The sequence below is a fragment of the Rhizobium sp. YTUHZ045 genome (genome assembly GCF_051124255.1).
GTDB lineage: Bacteria > Pseudomonadota > Alphaproteobacteria > Rhizobiales > Rhizobiaceae > Rhizobium.
In genome coordinates this window covers 646,355-668,668 of the sequence record NZ_CP101433.1, presented here as the reverse complement: position 1 = coordinate 668,668, position 22,314 = coordinate 646,355, and the positions used below count along the sequence as shown (strand labels likewise).

The window sequence follows — 22,314 nt, the reverse complement described above, 5'->3', positions numbered from 1 at the left end:
CGTTCAGCCGAAAGCCTGATTTGCCAGGGCGAAGGTTGTGACATGGGGAGATGGATTGGTCTCGCCGCCGCGCTGCATCGCTGTCGCTCCACCGACATGGACGAGTCCACACTCGGCCAACCACCGCGACAAGCCGAGGTCCTTGGGTGTGTCGATGCGAAGAAATTTGTCGTTTCGAGCCGCTATTTGGAACAGGATGAGCTTGCGGGCATCCTCCGCATTCTTAGCCACCACGGGACCGATGACCTCACCGCGGCCAAAGGAACGCGTTGCTGAGAAACCTACGACATGTCCATCGCGCCGGATCACCGCAAACCGCCCGATATTCTTGATATAGGAAATCAGCTTGCTGCGATCAGCGCCGAAGGCGACGTTGTCCAAGGCGGCTATTTCCGGGAGATCGCCCGATTGCATCCACTCGACATCCATCGGCGCTTCCACGGCCGCGCAGATGCCCTGACATTGCAAGATGTCGCCAACTTGGCGAAAGCCCACCTTTTCATAGAGCGGCAGGCCCTCCTGGGTCGCGACCAGTCTGCACGGCACACCGCGAGCACCATCAAGACCCGCTTCCATCAAGCGGCGGCCGAGGCCACGTCCGCGCATGGCTTCGGCGACGATGACCATATTTATTGTGGCGCAGCCTCCAAAGAGTGTCGTGAGCGTAGTGCCGACGACCTGTTCGTTATCCAGCACGACGACGCCTGTGCTCATTGCAAGTGCCGTTTCCCAATCCGCCAGGCTGTGTGGCCATCCGGCCTGTCGCGAAAGCGCCAGCGCGCCTGCAAGATGTTCGGTGCCAAACGGAACCATGTGGAGTTGGGTCATATGCATTGTCTGGATCCCTGCTTTTCTAAAAGGGAAGAATAACGTCGGCCGAAAAGAAGATCGTCCCGACAAATGGAGACTGGCGACATCTTTGACCGTGTTGGCGTGCGGTCACCGCATCTTATGCTGACAGCAAATCCGCGAATGGCTCGGTGCCTCGGCGGCTCGCGGCCGGAACTCTCTGCCAAATACCGACGAAATACGAAAGAATCTGCTTCGTAGAGTGGCAACTGCGGCCACTTACTCTGCATAACCCTCGTAGAATTGCTCATACGAACGCGCCTCGGGCATAACCAAGGACCAACTCGATGATTCGACCCCGATCGAAATCCACTAGCTTAGATTACGGGCGTGCAGTCCCAATGTTCATGTCGGCAATCAATATCGACATCCAGAACAAAGTTGATCGTACACGCAAGCCGATCAACGGCTACGTGGAGATCAAGAGCATTTCAGCCGGCATTGGCCTCTAGCGGAGCAAGGCGATGAAGTTTGAATCCTACTGGCACGACACCGCATTGAAATTCGCGGGCGCCTGCATTGGCCCCGTCGATGGCCACTATGATGTTGTCGTTATCGGCGGGGGCTTCACGGGGCTCGCCGCGGCGCGGCAGCTCGCAAAGTCGGGTGCGCGCGTTGCCGTGCTGGAGGCGAACCATATTGGCTGGGGTGCATCCGGTCGCAATGGTGGACATCTCAACAATGGGCTGGCCCACAGCTTCATCGCTGCCAAGAGTGAACTCGGCGTCGAACGCGCGGTGGCGCTCTACCGTGCCCTCGACGACTCGATAGACACGATCGAAAGGATCGTCGCCGAAGAAGAGATCGACTGCAATTTCCGGCGCGCGGGCAAGCTCAAACTCGCGTCAAAGCCGCAGCATTTCGACACGATCGCCCGGAATTTCGAAGCGGTGCATCGGGAGGTCGATCCGGATACCGCGCTGCTGACGGCGCGTGATCTTAAGACGGAAATTGGCTCTCCCTTCCATGGCGCGATGCTGTCGAAAAAGAGCGCCATGATGCATATGGGCAGGTATGTCGTTGGATTGGCCGATGCTGCGGTCAGACATGGCGCCACGATATTCGAAAGGGCTTCGGTAACACGGCACACAGTGACAGGGTCCAAGCATCGTCTGGAGACCTTCCGGGGAGAGGTAACAGCCGATCATGTCCTGGTCGCGACCGGCGCTTATGGGTCAGGAACTTCCTTCAACTATTTCCAGCGCCGCATCATTGCGATCGGCAGTTTCCTGATCGCGACCCGGCCTTTGAGCGAGGCGGAGGTGGCCGCCACCATGCCGGGCAACCGGACCTGCGCCACCTCCATGAACATTGGTAACTACTTCCGTCTGTCGCCTGACAACCGGCTGATCTTCGGCGGCCGCGCCCGCTTTTCCGCGACATCGGATCAACGTTCGGACGAAAAGAGCGGCGCCATTTTGCGGGCGAGCCTTGCCCAGATATTCCCGCAGCTCGCCAATGTCGAGATCGATTATTGCTGGGGCGGGCTGGTCGATATGACCAAGGACCGTTTTCCCCGGGCGGGCTATGTAGATGGTGTCTGGTATGCAATGGGCTATTCGGGCCATGGCGCGCAGCTCTCGACCCACCTGGGAATGATTATGGCAGACGCCATACTCGGCAATGAGGATCGCAATCCGCTCAAAGGTCTGGAATGGCCCGCCGTTCCCGGCCATTTCGGCAAGCCCTGGTTCCTGCCACTCGTCGGGCTCTACTACAAGACCCTCGACAGATTTCAATAAGCGGCCCCTCCTCCCCTGCCGCCAACTAGGGCGCGGATCTCACGATCCGCGCCTTCTTTTTCGCCGATAGAATAGATGAAAGATCAAGGCCGAGTTTGCCGCGCTTGCTGACGTAGTCGGAACCAGGAGATTAGCTCCGCGGATGCCGGCGAAAGAACTCAAGCGGCCCCTCAGAGAAGACGTTCGAGCACTGCCCTCGCGATCGTCTCGGTCTTGTCTTTTCCGGGAACGACGCCGATCCCGGCCTTCGTCGTCGCTTCGATGGCGGACACTATGCGAGCGGCAGCGGCCGTCTCTCCGAGGTGCTCCAGCATCATGGCGCTCGACCACATCGTGGCGATTGGATTGGCGATTCCGAGATGAGCGATGTCGGGCGCCGATCCATGGACCGGTTCGAACATGGACGGCGCTGAGCGATCCGGATTGATGTTGGCGGACGCCGCAAAGCCGAGCCCACCCTGGATTGCGGCACCGAGATCGGTGAGGATATCGCCGAACAGGTTGGAAGCGACAACGACGTCGAGCGATTCCGGCGCCATGACCATGCGCGCCGCCATCGCGTCGATATGATAGCTCGTCACCTCGACATCGGGATATTCGGCCGCCAGTCTTCGGGTGATCTCGTCCCAGAAAACCATGGAATATCGCTGGGCATTGGATTTGGTGACCGAGGCCAATTTGCCGCGCCGCATGCGAGCCTGCTCGAAACCGAAGCGCAGGATGCGTTCGACGCCTTTTCGGGTGAAAATGGAGGTCTCCACCGCCACCTCGTCATCTGTCCCCTGATGGATGCGGCCGCCAGCGCCGGAATATTCGCCCTCGGTGTTTTCGCGGATGCAGAGGATATTGAACGCACCGCTTTTCAGCGGACCCGAGACGCCCGGCAGCAGCCGGTGCGGGCGAATATTAGCATATTGTGTGAAAGCCTTGCGAATCGGCAGCAGCAGCCCATGCAACGAAACCGAGTCCGGCACTTCGGCCGGCCAACCCACGGCGCCGAGCAGGATCGCATCGAAGCGACTGAGTGTTTCGATCCCATCCCTCGGCATCATGGCGCCAGTTTGTTTGTAGAAGTCGCAGGACCAAGGAAAGGCCGTCCCTTCAAGCGAAAAGCCTGAAGTCTTCGCCGTGGCCTGCAGCACGTCCCAGGCGGCCTCGGTGACCGGCTTGCCGATGCCGTCCCCGGGCAGTAGCGCGATGGAATAGGTCTTCATGTCTGATCCTGGAGGTTGATGAGCACACTCTTGCTCTTGCGGTTGGCATGATAGGCTTCGCGTCCGAGATCCTTGCCGATGCCTGAACGCTTGTAGCCGCCCGTCGGCAGGATATGGTCGCGGGAGCGGCTGTAGCGATTGACCCAGACGGTGCCGGCCTGCAGCCGGCGCGTGGTTCGGATGGCGCGGTTGAGATCGCGAGTGAAGAGCCCCGCCGCCAGCCCGTAGGAGGGATGATCGGCCAGTGCGAGCGCCTCTTCCTCATCGGTGAAGCTCTGCACCGTCAGCACCGGCCCAAAGATTTCCTCCGTGATCGCAGGGGAGACCTGGTCGACATTCGACAGTAGCGTCGGAGCATAAAAATAGCCTTCCCGCTCGAGGCGGTTGCCGCCGGCAGGGCATTCGGCGCCGGCGTCGCGCGCCGCGCGCACAATTGCGTCGATCCGATCGATCTGACGCTCGGAAATGATTGGCGAGTAGTTAGAGCGCTCGTCCCAGGTCGGGCCGGGCTCGATCGTTGCCATTCGGGCGCGCAGGGCGGCGACCAGCGGCTCCATCGCAGCTTCCTCAACGATAACCCGTGAGCCCGCGACGCAGGCCTGTCCGGCGTTGGAGAGGATGCTGTTTGCGATCGCATTCGCAGCGAGCGTCAGATCGCTGTCGGAAAAGACGATTTGCGGACTCTTGCCGCCGAGTTCCAGCGTCATCGGCTTGACGCCTGTCCTGGCAATATTCGCCATGATCGCGGACCCGGCCCCCGTCGAGCCGGTGAAGCTGATCTTTCCGATATCGGGATGGCCGGTCATCGCCTGGCCCGTGGTCTGCCCGTCGCCAAGAACGATATTGATGAGGCCTTCCGGAATGCCGGCGCGGACGGCAAGTTGAGCAAGATAGAGCGTCGAAAAGGGCGTCATCTCCGATGGCTTCAAGACAATGGCATTGCCCGCAGCAAGTGCCGGACCCAGTTTCCAGCCCGCCATGGAGAGTGGAAAATTCCACGGCGTGATCGCGCCGACGACGCCATAGGGCTCGGTCATGATCATGCCGAGGCTTAAGTCGTCCGTCGGCACGAGGTCGCTGCCTTCCTTGTCGGCGAATTCGGCGAAGAAGCGTATCTGCTCGGCAGTGACCGCGACATCGCCCTGAATGAGTTGACCGATCGGGCGCGTGGAGGAAACGGCTTCCAGCCGGGCAAGGGTTTCTCCTTCAGCCTCGATCAGGTCCGCCCAACGATGCATCGCATTGGTCCGCTCGCGCGGGCGGCGGGTGGCCCAGCCGCTCTCGCGGAGCGCTCTCTTTGCAACGGATACCGCCTGATCGACGAGGGCAGCGTCGGCCACGGGGCAGTCGGCATAGGCGATGGCATCGGACGGCCGTTGCATCGGTAGCTCGCCCTTGGCGTCGATGTAGCGCCCGCCGATGAAATGACCTCTCGGCAACTCGATTGTGTCGGGATTGAAACTCAGAGCCATGGCCGTGTCCTTGCGGATATATGGGCGAGACCGCACGAGGCCTTTGTGACGACTATGTCTGTCGATAGGCTCGTGCGTTACTCGTGGGGATGTGGTCGGTGGTGCGGTTACATCACCGTCACGTAGATCTTCCTGACGGTTTCGATGGTGCGCCATGTGCCGGTAAAGCCCGGCTTCATGACAAAACTGTCGCCTGCCTTGTAGGTAACCGGTTCGCCATCATCCGGTGTGAGCTCAACGACCCCTTGGAGGATGTGGCAGAACTCGAAGGTCTCGCCTTTGATCGAGCGGGTGAGGCCTGGCGTTGCTTCCCAGACACCGGTATGGACGAGCCCATCGCGTGCCACATCCTGAGCCCAGGTCTTGAATGAGGGGTCGCCGGAGATTAGCCGCTCCGGAACCGGTTTGGATTCGCGCGGGGCCTCTGTGCTGTTCGGGTCGATGGTCTTGAGTAGTGACATGGTTTCTCCTTTGTGTCCTGCTGTGGATCAGTAACCGCGGGTGCGGTCGACCAGCCCGATCGGGTCGAGGCCGGCGCGATGGCGCTTGATGTTCTCGATGACCGAGCGGGCGGCGGTTCCGGGCTGCGTCACGCTGGCGATGTGCGGCGTGAGCATGATCCTCGGATGGCGCCAAAACGGATGTTCAGGCGGAAGCGGCTCCGGTTCGGTGACGTCGATCACCGCACCGGACAGTTGATGCATATCGAGTGCGTCGATCAGCGCATCGTGATCGAGTTGAGCGCCGCGGCCAACGTGAATAAGCGATGCGCCGGGCGGAAGGGCCGCGAAGAGGCGTGCATCGAGTATGCCACGCGTCTCTTCCGTGAGCGGCAGCAGACAGACCAGAATGTCGGTCTCGCCGAGAAAGGACGCCAGCGACCCGGCGCCGTGATGACAGCGCACCCCATCGATCTGGCGCGGAGCACGGCTCCAGCCGGACAGTGGAAAGCCGAACGGCATCAGCCGCGCGATCACCGCCTGCCCGAGCATCCCGAGACCAAGCACACCGATCCGGCGGTCTGCCGCCTGCGGGGCGGGCAGCGCCTGCCATTTCCCTTCAGTTTGCTGCATGAGATAGGCCTTGAGATTGCGGTGGAGCGCCAGCACCGCAAGCGTCACATATTCCTGCATCATGCGCACGATGCCATCCTCGATCATTCGGACGAGCTTCACCCCCGAAGGGAGGTTTTCAACCCGGAACTGATCGACGCCGGCGCCGATCGAAAAGACGATTTCCAGGTTTTTGAAGCGGTCGAGATCCGGCGGAGCGGTCCACGTCAGGACGTAACTGATATCATCGGGATCGACCTGCGTTTCATCCATGATGAAAGGGAGATCGGGCAGGTCGCGGGCGAACGCTTCGGCGAAGATGCGCCCTCGCTCTCGATCAGAATTGAACCAGAACGTCATTGGAATGCCTCAGTTTCGGAGTGTTTCAGCGAGCCGCTCGATCATCGTCTGACAAGCAGTGAGTTCGTCGCCACGGATGAACTCATCGGCCCGATGGGCTCTCGCGATATCGCCAGGGCCGCAAATGATCGCATCGATGCCGGCCGCTTGAAAAAGCCCGGCTTCGGTGCCGTAGCTCACGGCGGCGAGCGTTTCGACCCCTGTCAGGCCCTCCATTAGCGTAGCAAGTGGTGCATCGGCTGCGAGCGATAGCGCCGGATAGCTGCTCAGGAGCTCCCACTTTGTCTGAAATCCTCGCTGCTCAAGCCCGAGTGCGGCAAGCCTCACAGGCTCGAGGAGATCGGAGGGTGTCACTCCGGTGATCGCCCGGGCCTCGATTTCCGCCGTGAGGCAATCCGGAATGATGTTCACGGCTTGTCCGCCGGACACGGTTCCGACCTGGAGCGAGGAATAGGGTGGCTCAAAGCACGGGTCCAATCGGCTGCTCTGTAGTGCGTCTCCGGCACGAACGGCGGCAAGCAGGACGCAGGCGAAGCCATGGATTGCATTCAGACCCTGATCAGGTCGCGACGAATGGCCGGATCGCCCGCGGATCTCGACTCTTGCAGCGGCCTTTCCCTTATGGGCGCGGATCGGACGCAGACCGCTGGGCTCGCCGATGATCGCGCCGATCGGCTTGGCGCAAAGCTCGGGCAACTGGCGGATGAGATGAGGCACACCTCGGCAGCCGGCTTCCTCGTCATAGGAAAATGCAAAATGCAGGGGGCGCGAGAGCGGCATGTCGGCGATTGCGGGCAGAGCAGCCAATAGTGCGGCGAGAAAGCCTTTCATGTCACTCGTCCCCCGGCCGAAGAGCCGATCACCGTCCGCCCGCAGGCGGAAAGGATCGGATGTCCAGGCCGTCTCAAGCGCGGGAACGACATCCATATGTCCGGAGAGAACATAGCCGGGCACATGATTGGGGCCGATCGTTGCAAACAGATTGGCGCGGTCACCTTCCGGCCCCGGCAACACCGTCACCTTGGCACCGCAGCGCTCTGCGTAGTCCGTGATCCATGCAACAATGCCATCGTTCGGCGTTCCGACGACGGAGGGAAAACCGACCAGGCGGTCGAGGATTTCCTTGGCATTCATCGCAGGTCTCCTTGACGTAGCCGCCCAAGCGGCGCTCTGATCTCCACATTACGGCTTGGTGGGGACCATTTCCTGCCGAACGCTCCATGTTGAGCAGCAGGATCTATTGAATCCAGCTACGTCAAAGCAGAAAGTTTGGCGCACGTCTCCGCAGTGAGAGACGTATTATGTTGCGGGAGCGTGCTATCTGCATCATGGTCGGTACGGCCACCTCGTCCAGGCGCCGTGCGCATCCAGCAAGTATCACAAAAGGTCATTCCGAGCCGTCCTTGTATATCTCGGCAAGGTCCGGCAAGTTCCAATTGCCACCGCTCAGCACTGCGCAGACCTTTTCATCCGACCTGACCTTTATGGAGCCCGCGAGCAGAGCCCCGATGCCGATCGAAGCCGCCGGCTCCGCAATCAGCTTGGCATCTTTTGCAAGTGCGCGCATGCCCGCGATGATGTCCTCGTCTTCGACGAGAATGATTTCATCGACGTATTTTTCAATTATTGGATACGGGTTCTGGCCCGGAACACTAATTCTCAGGCCGTCCGCGATCGTGTTTTTCAGGGGCAACGATGTGCGCTGGCCGTTGATCCGACTCTGATAGTATTTCGGTGTCAGAGCAGGCTCAGCACCGATGACTCGAACCGACGGTTTGGTTTCTTTGATGGCGGTCGCAATTCCCGAGATAAGGCCTCCACCGCCCAAGGGAACTATGACCGTCTCCACGTCCTTCAAATCTTCCAGAATTTCACAGCCGATTGTGCCCTGACCGGCCATGACCAGCGGGTCTTCAAAGCCGTGGACGGTCGCGTAGTTGTTCTCTTCGGCGATTTCATAGACCCGCTTCCATCTCGCGGCGGTGTCGCCATCAAAGACAATGACCTCGGCGCCCAATGCTTCGGTATTGGCAATCTTGATCTTAGGCGTGGTGGCCGGAACAATTATGACAACCTTCACACCGAGCATTCGAGCCGCGTATGAGAGTCCTTGGGCATGGTTGCCCGAGGAACTGGCGATGACGCCATTTGCGATGACTTCTCGCGGGAGCGAAAGCATCTTGTTGAGAGCGCCGCGAAGTTTGAATGCGCCGGTAATCTGCAGCGTTTCGGGTTTGAGATAGAGCTGACAACCTGCAGCCTTTTCGATCTTGTCCGCACGCAGCAACGGAGTGTGTCTGATATGGGGCGCCAATCGTTCCCGGGCTTCCCAAATGTCCTGAATAGTTGGATAGTCTAGCATGATGCTGCTCGCCTTAGTATGTTGGAGTTCGCGTTTCCTTGATGGAAAGGATCGGCCTGAAGACTGCTTGTTTTTCGGCGCCGGATCGCGAGCAAACGATGTGCCCGCACGTGCTGGAACCTTCCAGCCGCTTTGCCAAGATCGTACCGGAGGTCAGGACTCGAAAAATTCGAAGAAGGTTCCAACTCTTCTCTCTATCGCATTGCTATAGATCTTCGATGCGGTTGTGTTGTCTTGGATTGCCATTCCAGTAGAGTCGAAAATGGTCACCTCATCGTCGTGTTCTCTTCCTGGTTTCCTTCCCAGCAATATCTCTCCGATTTCACCATGGATCCTGTCCTTGGTGATGACATGCCTATCGAGCGGATGCCATGTTTCGCCTTTCTCGCTGCACTGCGCGATCGAGTCGACGACGATTTTGGCATTTCTGAATACTTCTGGATCCAGTTCCTGTTTGCCTCGTTGGTCCGTGCCGATCGCGACGATATGCGTACCCGGCTTTACCCAATCGGCTTCCACGAGTGAGCCTTTACCGCGTGTCGTCGTAACGAGGATATCCGCCTGCTCGACCGCGTCCTTCTTGGAACGCGCAATGACGACGGGAATGCCGAACTCGCTTTCAATATCTGCTTTGTAACGGGAAAGCGTATCCGCGCTATTGTCCCAGGCATGGATCTCCTCGATATTGATGACCTCCCGGATCGCTCGGATCTGCATTCTTGCCTGATTTCCAGTCCCGATGGATGTGATCCTGCGAGCATCTTTCCTCGCCAACACCTTTACGGAAACAGCTCCCGCGGCGCCGGTTCTCAAGCCCGTGATCAGGCTGCCGTCCATGACGCAGATCAGCGCCCCGTTTCTGGCGTCAAACAGCAGAATGGTTCCCATCCCGCTCGGCACCTCAAATGCAGTCGGATTGTTGACAAACCCTCCCGAGGACGTCTTCATCGAAATAAGTTCATTGGTTTTGTAGTGGCTGAGCTTGAAGTCGATTTCGCTACCCGGTGACGGGAGATGCATTCCTATATAATCGGGTTGCTCCACCTGATCGCTGTTGAAAGCTTTGTACGCCTCCTCGACGGCGCCAATCACGTCCCTCATAGTGATCAATCTGCCGACCTCTTCTTTCTTGAGAAGCAGAGTTTTCACGAACTTTCTCCCATCATTGGTACGAAGGCAAAAACGTCACGCTGGGCCTGCAAACTTAAGCCCGGCTATTGGAGGCCTACCTGGCCGCCTTCGCGCCCGAACCAGATTGCTTGTGGTCACTTCGGTCGTGATCGCACCAGTTGTTGAAGCCGATCTAGCTGAATTTCGGCGCCGCGGCCGAACGACAAGGCCGTTTCACACTCCCGGTGTCGCGAAATGCTACAAGGCCCAACAGGGTTGCGTTGACAATCATATCGCCCCCAATCCACTGACACAAACTGCCGAGCTCCTACCGAAACATGCAGACATGCCACGACGGAATGAGGTTAGTATGGTCTTCTCCTGCCGAAGGAGTCACCGAATTATGCTGCCGCAACAGCACGAAATTCCAAAATGCTTGGCTCGTTTGGCATTTCTTGACGCCTCGCAGAGCTGATTTATGCTGCGGTTTCTGTGCGGCCCCCTGCAGTCTGTCGAACTTTGCTTTATCTAAGTTTAGCAAAGTTGCGTTGTCATCCCGACGCCGCAAATTTCGGGAGAAGATTTCGACACCCGAGGGCAAATTAGTGAAAGATGCCGAGTCTGACGTGCAATCATGAGGTCATTGGCGCTTGGTAGTAGCGTCGCCAAGGCCGTTCCACTGGTGACGGGCGAAGGAGCTCAAAGTCAATGCCGAAGTCTGTTCGACTTAAATCATTCGAGTTGGTGGCTCGGGATATCAACGAGATTGATGTCGGCTCGCTCCATGCCTTATCCGTGGCGGTCGGATGGCCACACCGTACCAAGGACTGGGATTGGCTTCGCAAGTTCGGTCGGGGTATAGCGGTAGTAGATAGCATCGGGCGGGTTTTCGGGAGCGCCATGTGGTTCCCCTACGGCCAAGAAGTTGCGATGATTGGCCTAGTGATCACCACCCCGCGCTCGCAAGCCCAGGGTAATGCCCGTTGGCTCATGGAGCAGGTATTCGAAGAATGTCGCGGCAGAAATCTGTATCTCAATTCAACTCGTGCGGCCCACAATCTGTATGTCTCGTTGGGTTTTGCAAACGAGGCGACGGTATGGATGCACCAGGGGACAGTTGCTTCCTCCCTGCCCAACTTGCCCGCTCCGAACGGTGATTTGATTGAAGCGGGGATCGATGCACTAGGGCAGATCACCGAACTCGATACCCAGGCGTTCGGCTGGAAGCGCGAGGAACTGATCTCGGCACTGGTTCCGATTTCCACTATCCAAACCCTCCGCCGCGATGGGAGGATCGTCGGCTATTCCATATGCAGGGAGTTCGGCCGCGGCCATGTGATCGGCCCTGTTGTAGCTAGCAACGACGATGACGCGCTTCAGCTCATTGCGGTCCATCTACGGAATCTGAAGGGCCAGTTTGCGCGCATCGACACGCGCGAAACAGGACCATTGGTGAACTTTCTACGCGCGTGCGACTTTCAAGTGGCCGAACGAGTGACAACTATGTCGCGGGGCCAACTCCTTTTGAACCGTAAGGCCGGCGAACCTTGGATTTATGGCCTGGCTGGTCACGCACTCGGGTGAACCATAGCCCGTCCCGATGACGGCATTGCTAGCTTTAATCGGGCTCATACACGCAGGAAGCCTGTGCAAAGGAGCCTCGGAATGCCAGCTCTTGGATCGCTCTCGCTTCGACTGCCGACGCTCGAAATGGCGCCTTTTCAGTATTCCAGCTAGTTCCGTCTCGTCAGTTGCCGTTAAAGGCAGACGCAATTGTTCCAACACAACGCGGCCTCGCGAACCGCTGCATTCGCTGGAGCAACTCAACTCAGGACACAACCAAATGCGAGACCCGCCGCCAGCGGAAGGTTGTGCGGGATTTGCTGCGACCGAAGAGACTTCTGCTGAAAGATGAAACATTCCGGCACATTCTGCCAAACGACTGCAACTATGCTTCGTCCATGCCGTACAGTTCACAGGAGCCAAGGACATGGATCGCTTCAGGCCTAAATACGTAACATTCGACTGCCATGGTACGTTGATCAACTTTCAGATGGCGGAAGCCGCTCGGGATCTGTTCGGTCATCTCCTTGACGGGCCGCGCATGAACGAATTCATCAAGAACTTCCAGGCGTACCGCATTGATGAGGTAATGCAGGATTGGAAACCTTACGCCGACGTTGTCCACAACGCCTTGGAGCGCACGTGCCGCCGTAATAAGGTTCACTTCCGGCCCGAAGACGCCGAAACCATCTACAACCGCGTACCGACATGGGGACCGCATCCGGATGTGCCCGAAGGACTAGCTAAGCTCGCCAAGGAAATCCCCCTTGTCATTCTGACAAATTCCATGGTGGCTCAGATCCCGTCGAACGTGGCAAAGCTCGGCGCGCCGTTTCATGCTGTCTACACTGCCGAGGAGGCAGGAGCCTACAAGCCGCACCTCAAGGCGTTTGAATATATGTTTGACATGCTCGGATGCGGACCGGAGGACATAACGCACGTCTCGTCGTCTTTCCGTCACGACCTCATGTCCGCCTATGATCTGGGTATCAAGAGCAAGGTGTGGGTCAATCGTGGCCATGAGCCAGCCAACCCCTATTATGAATACACCGAGATTCGCGATATTTCGCAGCTGCCCGGCGTTTTCGGACTCTAACTTGAATAAGGCGACCGCGGCTCACGAATCGAAAGACGCGCGAGCCAGTTGGCGGTGCTAGAGTGCCTGCTCTGATCTAGTCACACTAGGTCAGAGCTTCTAGCTCGGCCGCACGAAAAGCACCATAAACGGCGAGGATCTTCGAATTGGGCGATCGTGGTTTTGATGCCGATCGGGACTTCGGCCGGCTCAGCAGCCCCGCGGCTGCGGCCTTCCGTCAACCACCGCATGCTGCAGCATCGACAGAGGCTTTTTTTCGCGCCGCAGCCGCGATTCTCTCCACGCCGCCAGACCTGTCGGAACCCGACATTTCGGCAACACTGCTAAAGCGGCACTACGGGTTGGAAGGATCGATCGCGGTCTTGTCGTCTGAGGTCGAACGCACTGCTGAGGTCTCTCTGCTTGACGGTCGCCGATTGATCCTGAAGACGTCGGCACGACGTGAGGCGATCGACAGCTTCCGTTTCCAAAGCGCTGCCTTGGCGGCATTACAGAATAGCGCGGGATTTGTCGCACCCACACTTATTCGCACGAGTGGCGGCGCATTGATGTTTGAGGAAGAGGGTATTAGCGGTTACCTGCAGACCCGTATCGAGGGCATTTCTTTGCACAAAGAGACGCCAACACCTGATCTCCTCTTTCGTACCGGCAGCGCTCTTGGCCGGCTGGACATGGCGCTTGGGCAAGTCAACCTACCCTCGGCCAAACGCCCCATTCTCTGGCATATCGGGTGCTGGTCGCGATTGATGGAACTAGAGGGATACCTACCGGCTGGAAGCGTAGTTGAAAGCGTTGGGGCAGCGATGGCGGAATACATGCGGATCATCGAGCCGCAGATCCAGAATTTGGATTGGCAAGTTACTCATAACGATCCCAGCCCGTTCAACACAATCGTTACCAGCGATGGCTTGGGTTTCATCGATTTTGGCGATGGCAGCTGGAGCCCAAGGATCCAAGATCTGGCGATCGCGGCAAGTCACGTCGTGACGGATCCAACTCTTCCTTTAGGCGGAGCCGAGCACCTCATTGCAGGCTATGCGGCGGTCGTTCCACTTTCTGCTCTCGAAGCAAAGCTGCTGGTCGGACTGATGCGGGCACGACAAAGCGCACTGATATTAGTCAATTACTGGCGCTCCTATCTCTTTCCGGCCGACGCGGAGTACATCAAAAAGAACGTCGCTCGTGCCGAGCGCGGCCTGTCTATCCTGGCGCCTCTTTCCACTGCATCAGGCGAGGCGGCAGTCCTCTCGGCAGCGTCAAAGCCTTCACCGAAACCTTAGACAGGCGGAGAACATGTCCACAGACCTTATGCCCAATCGCTTCAGACCAGGTGAGGCCGACCTCCCAGCGCGCGAAGCCGAACTCATTGCCCGCCGTGACGCAGTTCTCGGAGCATCTTATCGACTGCAATATAGACGGCCCGTGCATTTCGTTCGCGGTGAAGGCATGTGGCTTTATGATCCGGACGGCGAGGCTTATCTCGACTTCTACAACAATGTTCCCTCCCTCGGTCATTGCCACCCGGAGGTGAATGCGGCAATGGCAGAACAGGCGGCGCGTATCAGCGCCAACACGCGCTATCTCGAGCCAAGACTTGTCGACTATGCCGAGCGGCTGGTTGATACGTTCCCAGACGAGCTCGACCGCGTGGTCTTCACATGCACGGGCAGTGAATCCAACGATCTCGCCCTACGGATCGCGCGTCTCGTAAGTGGCGGCGAGGGGGTGATCGTCTCCTCGCATGCGTATCACGGCACGAGCGCGGCTGTGGCTGCGGTTTCGCCGAACTTGGGAGACGCCGTCAGGCTCAGCCCATTCGTGCGGATGGTTTCTCTCCCCGGCCCGGCAGGTATACCAGAAACGCAAGCCGCCGACTTTTTCGAGGCTCAGGTGCGTTCAGCAATAGCGGATCTGACCCGTCGCGGCATAGGCGTTGCCGCCCTGCTCATCGACAGCATCTTTTCAAGTGACGGGGTGTGGGTAGATCCGCCCGGTTTCATTGCGGGCGGAGTTGCGGCGGTGTGGGACGCGGGCGGCCTCGTCATCGCCGACGAAGTTCAGCCGGGTTTCGGACGAACTGGTGCTCATATGTGGGGCTTTGAACGGCACGGAATCGTACCCGACCTTGTAACTCTCGGCAAACCAATGGGTAACGGCTTTCCGATTGGGGCGGTCGTTGGTCGCAAAGCGCCCATGGAGCGGTTTGGCGCCACCGCTCGCTACTCGAACACCTTTGCCGGTAATACGGTTGGGATTGCGACTGCAGACGCCGTGCTAACGATCTTGCAGCGTGACCAAATTCCTCAAAACGCTCTTGCCATGAGCGAGCGGCTCAGAGTCGGGCTGGAGGAGTTAGCAAGGAAGCACGATGGCATTCGCGCCATCCGCAACGCGGGTCTATTCTTCGGCATCGACATCGGACCCGCGGAGATGCCGACGCTGGATAGGCGCGCAATGGCTCTGGATCTGGTCAATGCGATGCGGGATGATGGCGTGCTCATCAGCACGACAGGAGCCAATGAAGATACACTCAAAGTGCGCCCGCCGCTCATCTGCCAATCCGGAGACGTCGACCTGTTCCTTGTTGCCATCAGGCGTGCTCTGAACAGGGCCGGAGGTTAATGCCCTCGACAGGGGTTAGTTGCCACCCGCGGACACCAACCAACCCCAACCTGAAGGTCGTGGATGTCGTCAAGCTCGGGCGCTTCCCAGATCGATCCATGTTCTCCGGGTGGACGAACGAAGCCGCCGAGCATGCGGGGATTAGGTCACACCCAGCAGCGGTGGCCGACGACGAAATGGCAGCTTACTGCTTCCACTGATTCAAAGAACGTCAGCCAATGATATCGCCAATGGATGGGACGCACTCAGGCAATGGGGTGAAGACGCGGTTCGCATCGAACGGCTGACGGGCGGCGTTGCCAACGACGTGTGGAGCGTTCGCGTCAACGGGAAGGTCGCCGTCGGTCGTCTCGGACGCAGAACCGACGCCGGTCTCGCATGGGAAACCGAGCTGATCAAACACCTCGACCGTGAAGGCATGCACGTTCCAGTGCCGATCCCGACGACTGACGGCCGGCTGTTCTTGGACGGTCTGGTGGTGATGAGATACATGGAGGGCGGACCGCCCGAAACGGAATCCGACTGGCGTCGCATGGCTGATACGCTCCGCGAGCTGCATCGGTTGACGCAGGGCTGGCCGCAGCGCCCGGGCTGGCGATCATCGACCGACCTCCTTCACGCCGAAACCGGAACGAGGATCGACCTTGCCGCGATGCCGCCCGAGGGCGTTATGCGATGTCGAGCCGCGTGGGCGCGGCTCGTCGGACGTCAGACATGCGTTGTCCACGGCAACCCCAACAGTGCTGCCAACGTCCGCATGACCGCCGATCGGGTCGCGTTGATCGACTGGGACGAGTCACATGTCGACGTTCCCGACCTCGACCTGGTGCTGCCCGGCAATGCCGCCGGTCTCGACGACCGCGCCTATGACATCGCCGCATGGGAAGCCGCCGTGAGTTGGCCGGACGAATACTCGGTCAGGCGGCTGGGCGAAGTTTGGCCGGTCTGAGGAGTTCGACGATCCGCTGACCTTGCCCCAGGTTTTATCCAGTTTTGAGTTGCTCTAGTGGATTTTGAAGTGCACCCCGAAATCGGCCGCGTGCTCAACCGGGCGAATTTCTGCAGTTCTCCATCCTTCATCCATGTTTCCTGCCTCCGACCCTCCGGAACATCCGTGATGACAAGGGAGAAACAATCGTCGTCCAGGTGGCAGACTATTTCGATGAGACCGAGGGCCGCGTCGAATATTGGACATTCTCTGCGATCCCGGCGGATAAGACGAATGAATTGCCTCGTCCCTAGTGAACGCCGGCAGCCTCTGCTTTGTCCTTGCCGCCTCCATTGGTGATTGTCTGTTCGCGACGAACGTATGGAGGCGATTGAACTCCCGTTCCCCCTCGCTGTTGAATATTCACCCAGCTATTTTCGCTCCCGGTGACATAAAGGACGTTCGGCAACCGGCATTCACACAGAAATTTTGGCGATCGGCTCCGTTCTGGTGAAAATCAAGGGTCTCCGAGAATACGTCTGAATGGGAGCGCAGTCGCCGGAGCCCCGACCCCCGATGGGCGCTGGGATGTTCAGCCGGTATGGATTGCCAGCAAATCAGCATAGACTGTCTGATTGCTCGCCAGCACCGGATGGCCCTGTAGCAAAGCTTCGCCTTCAGCCGGGAAGGTTAGATGAGTTCCACCTGCCTCCCTGACGAGGCAATAGCCGGCCATGCAATCCCAGGCACGCATGTGAGGCTCGTAATAGCCAACAAGCCGACCAGCGGCCACATAGGCGAGCATCAGGGCACCGGAGCCATTGCGGATAAAATTCCCACCCTTGCCAAGCACGGCGGCGACAATCGCGCCTACCCGTTCCGGGGTGACATAGGTATTGCAGCCGATGCCCGTCATCGCATTCTGCAAAGTCCTCGACGGGTCGAGGCTGAGATTCTTGCCGTTCAGGCTCGCACCCATGCCCGCTGCCGCTGCGTAGAGTTCATCAGCGCATGGAACATGGATGACGCCGATCACCGGTACACCGCGGCGCAGAACCGCAATCGACACACACCACGTCGGCATGCCATTGACGAAGGGCGCCGTTCCGTCGATCGGATCGACTACCCATGTCAATCCCGACTGCCCTTCCTGATACCCGTATTCCTCGCCGAGAAATCCGTCTGCCCCAAAAGCTTCCGCCACGCGCCTGCGGATGAACGTCTCGACGTTACGGTCGGCAATGGACACGACATCCTGCAGATCCCGCTTCGTTTCGACCACGAGCGTTTCGCGCCTGTTGAAGTAGTCGAGCGCAATGGCGCCCGCCTCCTGTGCCATCGCTTTGGCGAAAGCGAAGCGTGTATCAAATTCGGTCTCTTGCAACATAATGCTGGTACCCCTTGCAATGGCTGTCGTCGGTGCGGGAATTGAGCGGCCCGCACCGACCGAATGTTCAGATATTAGAGGCTCACCCGCTGATAAGGGCGATGCCGCGGCTTCGAAATCCGAGCGTCGCGTCGGCGGCGGCCGGCAGGATGCGGTCGACGGCGTGGTCGACGATGAAGAGCGTGCCGACGTCGGTTTCGACCTCGTACTCGACATGATCTCCGAGATAGGCCGAATGCAGGATACGGCCGGCAAGCCCTTGCCCACGTCCCTCGGAAAGCGCGATGGCGCCGGGACGAACGGCAAGGCTTGCCGCACCCGGCGTCGCCCGACCGGCAGGCACGCGGTGCTTGAAACCACCGATGCGGATTTCAGCATCGTCGCCATCGATGCCGACCACCTCACATGGGATGACATTCGCTTCCCCCATGAAATCGGCGATGAAGGCGGAAGCCGGCGCTTCGTAGAGATCGCGCGGGGCGCCGGACTGGGCGATTTCGCCATCCTTCATTACGATGATGCGGTCGGACACGGCAAGCGCTTCGTCCTGATCGTGGGTGACGTAGACGGCCGTGAAGCCCAGGCGCTGCTGGAGTTGGCGGATATCCGTGCGCACCTTGCGGCGCAGGCGTGCATCGAGATTTGAGAGCGGCTCATCGAGCAGCAGCACCTGCGGCTCCAGCACCAGCGCGCGGGCGACGGCCACGCGCTGCTGCTGGCCGCCGGAGAGTTCGGCGGGGAGGCGGTGGCCCATGCCGGCAAGACCGACGAGCGCCAGCCCCTCCTCCGCCTTCCCGCGTGCTTCCTTGCGGCTGAGGCCGGAGGATTCCAAGCCATAGGCGACGTTGTCGCGCGCATTCATATGCGGAAAAAGCGCATAGGACTGGAACACCATCGAGACATCGCGCTCGTTGGCCGGCAGCATGGTGACGTCCTTGCCGCCGATGAGAATTTTGCCGGCCGAAGGATGTTCGAGGCCGGCAAGCATGCGTAGCGTCGTCGTCTTGCCGCAGCCGGAGGGGCCGAGCAGGGTCACGAGCGTGCCGGGCTCGATGGTGAGCGAAAGGTCGGGAATTGCAGTGAAGGCGCCGAACGTCTTGCGCACGTTCTGGAAGACGACGGATCCGGCTTTCTGGTTGATCATGCGATTTTCTCCTGACGAGAGGAAGCGGAGGTGGCGAGGCCGGCGACGCGGTTGTCACGGCGCAGGCGCCGCTCCCCCACGATGAGCTGGAAGCCGGCGATGACGGTGATCATCACGACGATCAGCATGGAGGAATAAGCGATCGCCACGCCGTATTCGCCATTCTCGACGAGGCCGACGATGTAGGAGGTCGCCATGTTGTACTCGGCGCTGACTAGGAAGATCACGGCGCTGATGGAGGTGATGGCACGCACGAAGGAATAGACGAGCGCAGCAGTGATGGCGGGGCGCAAGAGCGGCAGGATGACCTTGCGGATAGTGCGGAAACTGTTGGCCCGGAGCGTCAGGGAGGCCTCATCCAGGCTCTTGTCAAGCTGGCTCATCGCCGCAATGCCGCCACGCACGCCGACCGGCATGTTGCGGAAGACGAAGCAGGCGATCAGGATCAACGCCGAGCCGGTCATTTCGAGCGGCGGCAGGTTGAAGGCCATGATGTAGCTGACGCCGATGACCGTGCCGGGAATGGCAAAGCTCATCATCAGGGCGAATTCGAAGGCATTCTTGCCGGCGAATTTCTGACGCACGATGATGTAGGCTGTCAGCAGGCCGACGGCGGCTGTCAGCGGGGCTGAGACCAGCGCGATCTCCATCGTTGTCCAGAACGAGTTCCAGGCGACACCCGTCCATGTAATCCCGTTTTGGAAGCTGATCGAAAAGGCCTTGGCGTAGTGGTCGAGCGTCAGCGAATTGTCGAGGCCCCATGTCTTCACGAAGCCGCCGATCAGGATCATGCCGTAGATGACGAGCGTGAAGAGGATCCAGGGGATGACGACGGCGTGAACGCCGATCGACAGCCCACGCGGCAAGGCGATCTGCGATCCGCTGTCGCCCTTGCCGGTGACGGTGGCAAAGTTCTTGCCCGACAGCCAGACGCGCTGGGCGAGGAAGGCGGAGAGCGTGAAGGCGAGCAGCACCATGGCGAGCACGGCAGCGCGCGAGGGGTCATTCTGCGAGCCGACGACGGCGAAGAAGATTTCCGTCGAGAGCACGCCATGGCTGCCGCCCAGCACCAGCGGATTGCCGAAGTCGGCCATGCTTTCGATGAAGCCGATGAGGAAGGCGTTGGCGAGACCGGGCTTCATCAGTGGCAGCGACACCCGCCGGAAGGTGCGCCAACGGTCGGCGCGCAGCGTCGTGGAGGCCTCCTCCATCGACGGGCTGACGCCTTCGACGACGCCGATCAGCACGAGGAAGGAGATCGGCGTGAAGGACAGCACCTGCGCGATCCAGATGCCGGTGAGGCCATACAGCCAGCGGCCGGGCTCGAGGCCGAACAGTTCCGACAGCCCCTGCGTGACGACACCGGCGCGGCCGAAGAGCAGCGTGAGTGCCAGACCGATCACGAAGGGCGGCGTGATGATCGGCAGGATCGTCAGCAGCCGCAGGCCCTTCTTGAAGGGAAAGCGCGTGCGGGTGGCGACGAGCGCGAAGGCAAGGCCGAGCAGGGTCGAGCCGAGGCCGGTCATGATGGCCAGCCACAGCGTGCGCCAGGCGACGCCGCAGCGGCCGGCCCCGATGACACAGTTGAGGCTCCAGATGCTCGGATCCTGGATGTTGCGGATGAAGTTATCCGCATTGAACGACCCGTCGAAATCCTGCACCGAACCGACGAACATGCTGCCAATCGGGTAGAAGACGAATACTGCGACGAGGAAGACCAGCAGGGCGATTGCGCTGACGACGAAGGCATCGCCCTTCATCACGCCGCGCTCGGCAAGGCCGAAGGCGAAGAGCAGCACGAAGGTGATGGAAGAGAGGACCGCGCCTGCCCCCATGGCAGGCTGGCCGGTCGAGAGCGGGCCGAAGAGCGTGTCGCTTACCGTCCAGTTCCAACCGGAAAAGCCGATGGCGAGGCCCTGGAGCGAGAGGAAGAGAACGCCGATCGCGCCGATCCAGGCGAGCACGGCGCCGCGGCGCATGGGGTCCGCCATGCCGCGAGCCGCGACCGCCAGGAGAACGAGCACGAGCGCAGCGGCAAGCCATAGCCGGCCATGGGCGAATATCTGTATGAGACCGGGGGCGGCCTCCGTGGAAAGGGGGAAACCGGCCAGCCAACCGAGCCCGAAGAAGCCGTTCTCGATCCGATACCAGGGCAACAGGGTCAATGCGACCACGCCCAGGAGCAGGACCACGTCCAGCCTGCGATTGCCATGTCTCATGGCTGACCTCGCTGTTTTTGAGTGTAGGAGGGCGGCGCCTGTGGAGGCAGGCGCCGCCTGTCAGGACATCAGTTGGCGGCGGCGCCGATTTCGCGATCCCAGCGTTCCAGCAATGCCTTGCGCTTTGCCGGGTCGCCATAAGTCTTGAAGTCGTAGTCGATCAGCTTGATGTCCTCGAAGCGCGGCGCCTCCTTCGGAATGGTCGCGCTCTTGTTGGAAGGCAGCTGGAAGGATTTGGCATCCTTCATCCGGGACTGGACTTCCGCCGTCAGCGCCCAGTCGTACCAGATCTTCGCATTGTCGAGATTGCGCGCACCCTTGATGATCGACATGGAGCCGATCTCATAGCCGGTACCTTCGCAGGGCGTGATCGACTTGACCGGGAAGCCTTCCGCCGTCTGCGCCACTGCGTCGTGCACGAAGACGATGCCGAGTGCCGTCTCGCCGCGTGCAGCCGCCTTGACGGGCGCCGATCCGGATTTAGTATATTGCGAGATGTTGCCGTTCAACTTCTTCAGGTAGTCGAAGGCCTGGTCCTCACCCATGATCTGCACGAGAGAGGCGAGCGCCGTGTAGGCGGTGCCGGAAGAATTCGGATTGGCGATCTGGATTTCGCCCTTCAATTCCGGCGCCAGAAGGTCGGCCCAGCAGACAGGCTCCTTGTAGCCCTTGGTTTTGAAGATTTCCGTGTTGTAGCCCCAGCCGAGCGCGCCGGCATAGACGCCGACCGTCTTGTAGCCGGAGCTTTCGGCCTGCTTCTTCGCCCAATCGTTGAGTTCATCGAGCTTTGGCGATTTATATTCCAGCGTCAGATTTTCCGATGCCGCCTGAAGATGCGGGTCGCCCGTGCCGGCCCACCAGATGTCGGTCTTCGGGTTGCGTGCCTCGGCGCGAACCTTGGCATAGGTCTCGCCGGACGAGAGGCGAACCATGTTCACCTTGATGTCGCTATGCGCCTTCTCGAAATCACCCTTCATCTGCTCGCAGATGACGACGTCGGCCGAGCAGATGAGGTTGAGTTCGCCAGCGGCCTGCGCCGGCAGCGCCCCGAGCGCCGTGCCGGCGAAGAGCATGAGGGAAAGGGTGTTGATTTTCATGCGGGCATCCTCCTGTTGCCTGGGTTTGATTATTCGCATGAACAAGACACAGCGGGGCCTTCGGCCTGCCCGCGGCGGCGCGTTCACGATTTTCGAT

At 59.8% G+C, this 22,314-nt stretch carries 18 protein-coding genes and 2 pseudogenes; 8 read left to right on the top strand and 12 right to left on the bottom strand.

Features of this window, described 5'->3' with window-relative positions:
• Positions 1-3: 3 nt before the first annotated feature.
• The gene (locus tag NMA58_RS25390) at positions 4-834 is read right to left on the bottom strand and encodes a GNAT family N-acetyltransferase (protein WP_434714396.1); all 831 of its coding nucleotides are present in this window, start codon (positions 832-834) and stop codon (positions 4-6) included.
• Positions 835-1,313: 479 nt separating this feature from the next.
• Between NMA58_RS25390 and NMA58_RS25385 the strand changes: the two genes are divergently transcribed.
• Positions 1,314-2,591, top strand: a complete 1,278-nt coding sequence (locus NMA58_RS25385) for an NAD(P)/FAD-dependent oxidoreductase (protein ID WP_434713644.1) — start codon at positions 1,314-1,316, stop codon at positions 2,589-2,591.
• 170 nt (positions 2,592-2,761) lie between these two features.
• Here NMA58_RS25385 and NMA58_RS25380 read toward each other — a convergent pair whose 3' ends face one another.
• From NMA58_RS25380 to NMA58_RS25350, 7 genes are all read right to left on the bottom strand, one after another.
• The gene (locus tag NMA58_RS25380; protein ID WP_221114163.1) at positions 2,762-3,805 is read right to left on the bottom strand and encodes a tartrate dehydrogenase; all 1,044 of its coding nucleotides are present in this window, start codon (positions 3,803-3,805) and stop codon (positions 2,762-2,764) included.
• A complete protein-coding gene (locus tag NMA58_RS25375; RefSeq protein ID WP_430960318.1) occupies positions 3,802-5,277 on the bottom strand; it encodes an aldehyde dehydrogenase family protein in 1,476 nt (491 codons plus the stop codon). Before NMA58_RS25375 ends, NMA58_RS25380 begins: the two co-directional genes overlap by 4 nt.
• A gap of 107 nt (positions 5,278-5,384) precedes the next feature.
• A complete protein-coding gene (locus tag NMA58_RS25370) occupies positions 5,385-5,738 on the bottom strand; it encodes a cupin domain-containing protein (RefSeq protein ID WP_113398673.1) in 354 nt (117 codons plus the stop codon).
• Positions 5,739-5,765: 27 nt separating this feature from the next.
• Positions 5,766-6,689: a 2-hydroxyacid dehydrogenase gene (locus tag NMA58_RS25365; RefSeq protein WP_434713643.1), complete on the bottom strand. Its 924-nt coding sequence runs from the start codon at positions 6,687-6,689 to the stop codon at positions 5,766-5,768.
• Positions 6,690-6,698: 9 nt separating this feature from the next.
• Positions 6,699-7,823 (bottom strand): acetylornithine deacetylase, encoded by a 1,125-nt coding sequence (gene argE, locus NMA58_RS25360; protein ID WP_434713641.1) that lies wholly within the window; start codon positions 7,821-7,823, stop codon positions 6,699-6,701.
• Between the two features lie 253 nt (positions 7,824-8,076).
• On the bottom strand, positions 8,077-9,051 hold the full coding sequence (locus NMA58_RS25355; RefSeq protein WP_434713639.1) for a threonine/serine dehydratase: 975 nt from the start codon (positions 9,049-9,051) through the stop codon (positions 8,077-8,079).
• A gap of 153 nt (positions 9,052-9,204) precedes the next feature.
• Positions 9,205-10,200: an ornithine cyclodeaminase family protein gene (locus tag NMA58_RS25350; protein ID WP_434713638.1), complete on the bottom strand. Its 996-nt coding sequence runs from the start codon at positions 10,198-10,200 to the stop codon at positions 9,205-9,207.
• 669 nt (positions 10,201-10,869) lie between these two features.
• Between NMA58_RS25350 and NMA58_RS25345 the strand changes: the two genes are divergently transcribed.
• The 7 genes and pseudogenes from NMA58_RS25345 to NMA58_RS25315 all read left to right on the top strand — a co-directional run.
• Positions 10,870-11,745 carry a GNAT family N-acetyltransferase gene (locus NMA58_RS25345; protein WP_434713637.1) on the top strand — a complete coding sequence of 292 codons (876 nt, stop codon included), beginning with the start codon at positions 10,870-10,872 and terminating at the stop codon, positions 11,743-11,745.
• Positions 11,746-12,151: 406 nt separating this feature from the next.
• Positions 12,152-12,820 carry a haloacid dehalogenase type II gene (locus NMA58_RS25340; protein ID WP_183704841.1) on the top strand — a complete coding sequence of 223 codons (669 nt, stop codon included), beginning with the start codon at positions 12,152-12,154 and terminating at the stop codon, positions 12,818-12,820.
• Between the two features lie 146 nt (positions 12,821-12,966).
• Positions 12,967-14,100, top strand: a complete 1,134-nt coding sequence (locus NMA58_RS25335) for a phosphotransferase enzyme family protein (protein ID WP_434713635.1) — start codon at positions 12,967-12,969, stop codon at positions 14,098-14,100.
• 13 nt (positions 14,101-14,113) lie between these two features.
• Positions 14,114-15,442 carry an aspartate aminotransferase family protein gene (locus NMA58_RS25330; protein ID WP_434713633.1) on the top strand — a complete coding sequence of 443 codons (1,329 nt, stop codon included), beginning with the start codon at positions 14,114-14,116 and terminating at the stop codon, positions 15,440-15,442.
• A gap of 38 nt (positions 15,443-15,480) precedes the next feature.
• Positions 15,481-15,612: pseudogene (locus NMA58_RS25325) on the top strand (histidinol phosphatase); the annotation flags it as partial.
• Between the two features lie 53 nt (positions 15,613-15,665).
• Positions 15,666-16,391 (top strand): phosphotransferase enzyme family protein, encoded by a 726-nt coding sequence (locus NMA58_RS25320; protein ID WP_434714395.1) that lies wholly within the window; start codon positions 15,666-15,668, stop codon positions 16,389-16,391.
• Positions 16,392-16,486: 95 nt separating this feature from the next.
• Positions 16,487-16,651, top strand: a pseudogene (locus tag NMA58_RS25315) (SAM-dependent methyltransferase); the annotation flags it as partial.
• A 311-nt stretch (positions 16,652-16,962) separates the two neighbouring features.
• On the opposite strand, the gene NMA58_RS25310 reads toward NMA58_RS25315, so the two are convergent.
• The 4 genes from NMA58_RS25310 to NMA58_RS25295 all read right to left on the bottom strand — a co-directional run bounded on the left by NMA58_RS25310 (position 16,963) and on the right by NMA58_RS25295 (position 22,217).
• Positions 16,963-17,757 (bottom strand): inositol monophosphatase family protein, encoded by a 795-nt coding sequence (locus tag NMA58_RS25310; protein ID WP_434713631.1) that lies wholly within the window; start codon positions 17,755-17,757, stop codon positions 16,963-16,965.
• An 82-nt stretch (positions 17,758-17,839) separates the two neighbouring features.
• On the bottom strand, positions 17,840-18,901 hold the full coding sequence (locus NMA58_RS25305) for an ABC transporter ATP-binding protein (protein WP_434713629.1): 1,062 nt from the start codon (positions 18,899-18,901) through the stop codon (positions 17,840-17,842).
• Positions 18,898-21,120: an ABC transporter permease gene (locus NMA58_RS25300; RefSeq protein WP_434713627.1), complete on the bottom strand. Its 2,223-nt coding sequence runs from the start codon at positions 21,118-21,120 to the stop codon at positions 18,898-18,900. Before NMA58_RS25300 ends, NMA58_RS25305 begins: the two co-directional genes overlap by 4 nt.
• A gap of 68 nt (positions 21,121-21,188) precedes the next feature.
• Positions 21,189-22,217: an ABC transporter substrate-binding protein gene (locus NMA58_RS25295; RefSeq protein ID WP_088682575.1), complete on the bottom strand. Its 1,029-nt coding sequence runs from the start codon at positions 22,215-22,217 to the stop codon at positions 21,189-21,191.
• Positions 22,218-22,314: the final 97 nt, after the last annotated feature.

Bases quoted from the DNA above. Each gene is read 5' to 3' on its own strand.
- NMA58_RS25365 (WP_434713643.1), bottom strand. From the start codon at position 6,689: ATGACGTTCTGGTTCAATTCTGATCGAGAGCGAGGGCGCATCTTCGCC.
- NMA58_RS25330 (WP_434713633.1), top strand. From the start codon at position 14,114: ATGTCCACAGACCTTATGCCCAATCGCTTCAGACCAGGTGAGGCCGAC.
- argE (WP_434713641.1), bottom strand. From the start codon at position 7,823: ATGAATGCCAAGGAAATCCTCGACCGCCTGGTCGGTTTTCCCTCCGTC.
- NMA58_RS25345 (WP_434713637.1), top strand. From the start codon at position 10,870: ATGCCGAAGTCTGTTCGACTTAAATCATTCGAGTTGGTGGCTCGGGAT.
- NMA58_RS25300 (WP_434713627.1), bottom strand. From the start codon at position 21,120: ATGAGACATGGCAATCGCAGGCTGGACGTGGTCCTGCTCCTGGGCGTG.
- NMA58_RS25380 (WP_221114163.1), bottom strand. From the start codon at position 3,805: ATGAAGACCTATTCCATCGCGCTACTGCCCGGGGACGGCATCGGCAAG.
- NMA58_RS25310 (WP_434713631.1), bottom strand. From the start codon at position 17,757: ATGTTGCAAGAGACCGAATTTGATACACGCTTCGCTTTCGCCAAAGCG.
- NMA58_RS25340 (WP_183704841.1), top strand. From the start codon at position 12,152: ATGGATCGCTTCAGGCCTAAATACGTAACATTCGACTGCCATGGTACG.
- NMA58_RS25295 (WP_088682575.1), bottom strand. From the start codon at position 22,217: ATGAAAATCAACACCCTTTCCCTCATGCTCTTCGCCGGCACGGCGCTC.
- NMA58_RS25390 (WP_434714396.1), bottom strand. From the start codon at position 834: ATGCATATGACCCAACTCCACATGGTTCCGTTTGGCACCGAACATCTT.
- NMA58_RS25385 (WP_434713644.1), top strand. From the start codon at position 1,314: ATGAAGTTTGAATCCTACTGGCACGACACCGCATTGAAATTCGCGGGC.
- NMA58_RS25375 (WP_430960318.1), bottom strand. From the start codon at position 5,277: ATGGCTCTGAGTTTCAATCCCGACACAATCGAGTTGCCGAGAGGTCAT.
- NMA58_RS25355 (WP_434713639.1), bottom strand. From the start codon at position 9,051: ATGCTAGACTATCCAACTATTCAGGACATTTGGGAAGCCCGGGAACGA.
- NMA58_RS25370 (WP_113398673.1), bottom strand. From the start codon at position 5,738: ATGTCACTACTCAAGACCATCGACCCGAACAGCACAGAGGCCCCGCGC.
- NMA58_RS25305 (WP_434713629.1), bottom strand. From the start codon at position 18,901: ATGATCAACCAGAAAGCCGGATCCGTCGTCTTCCAGAACGTGCGCAAG.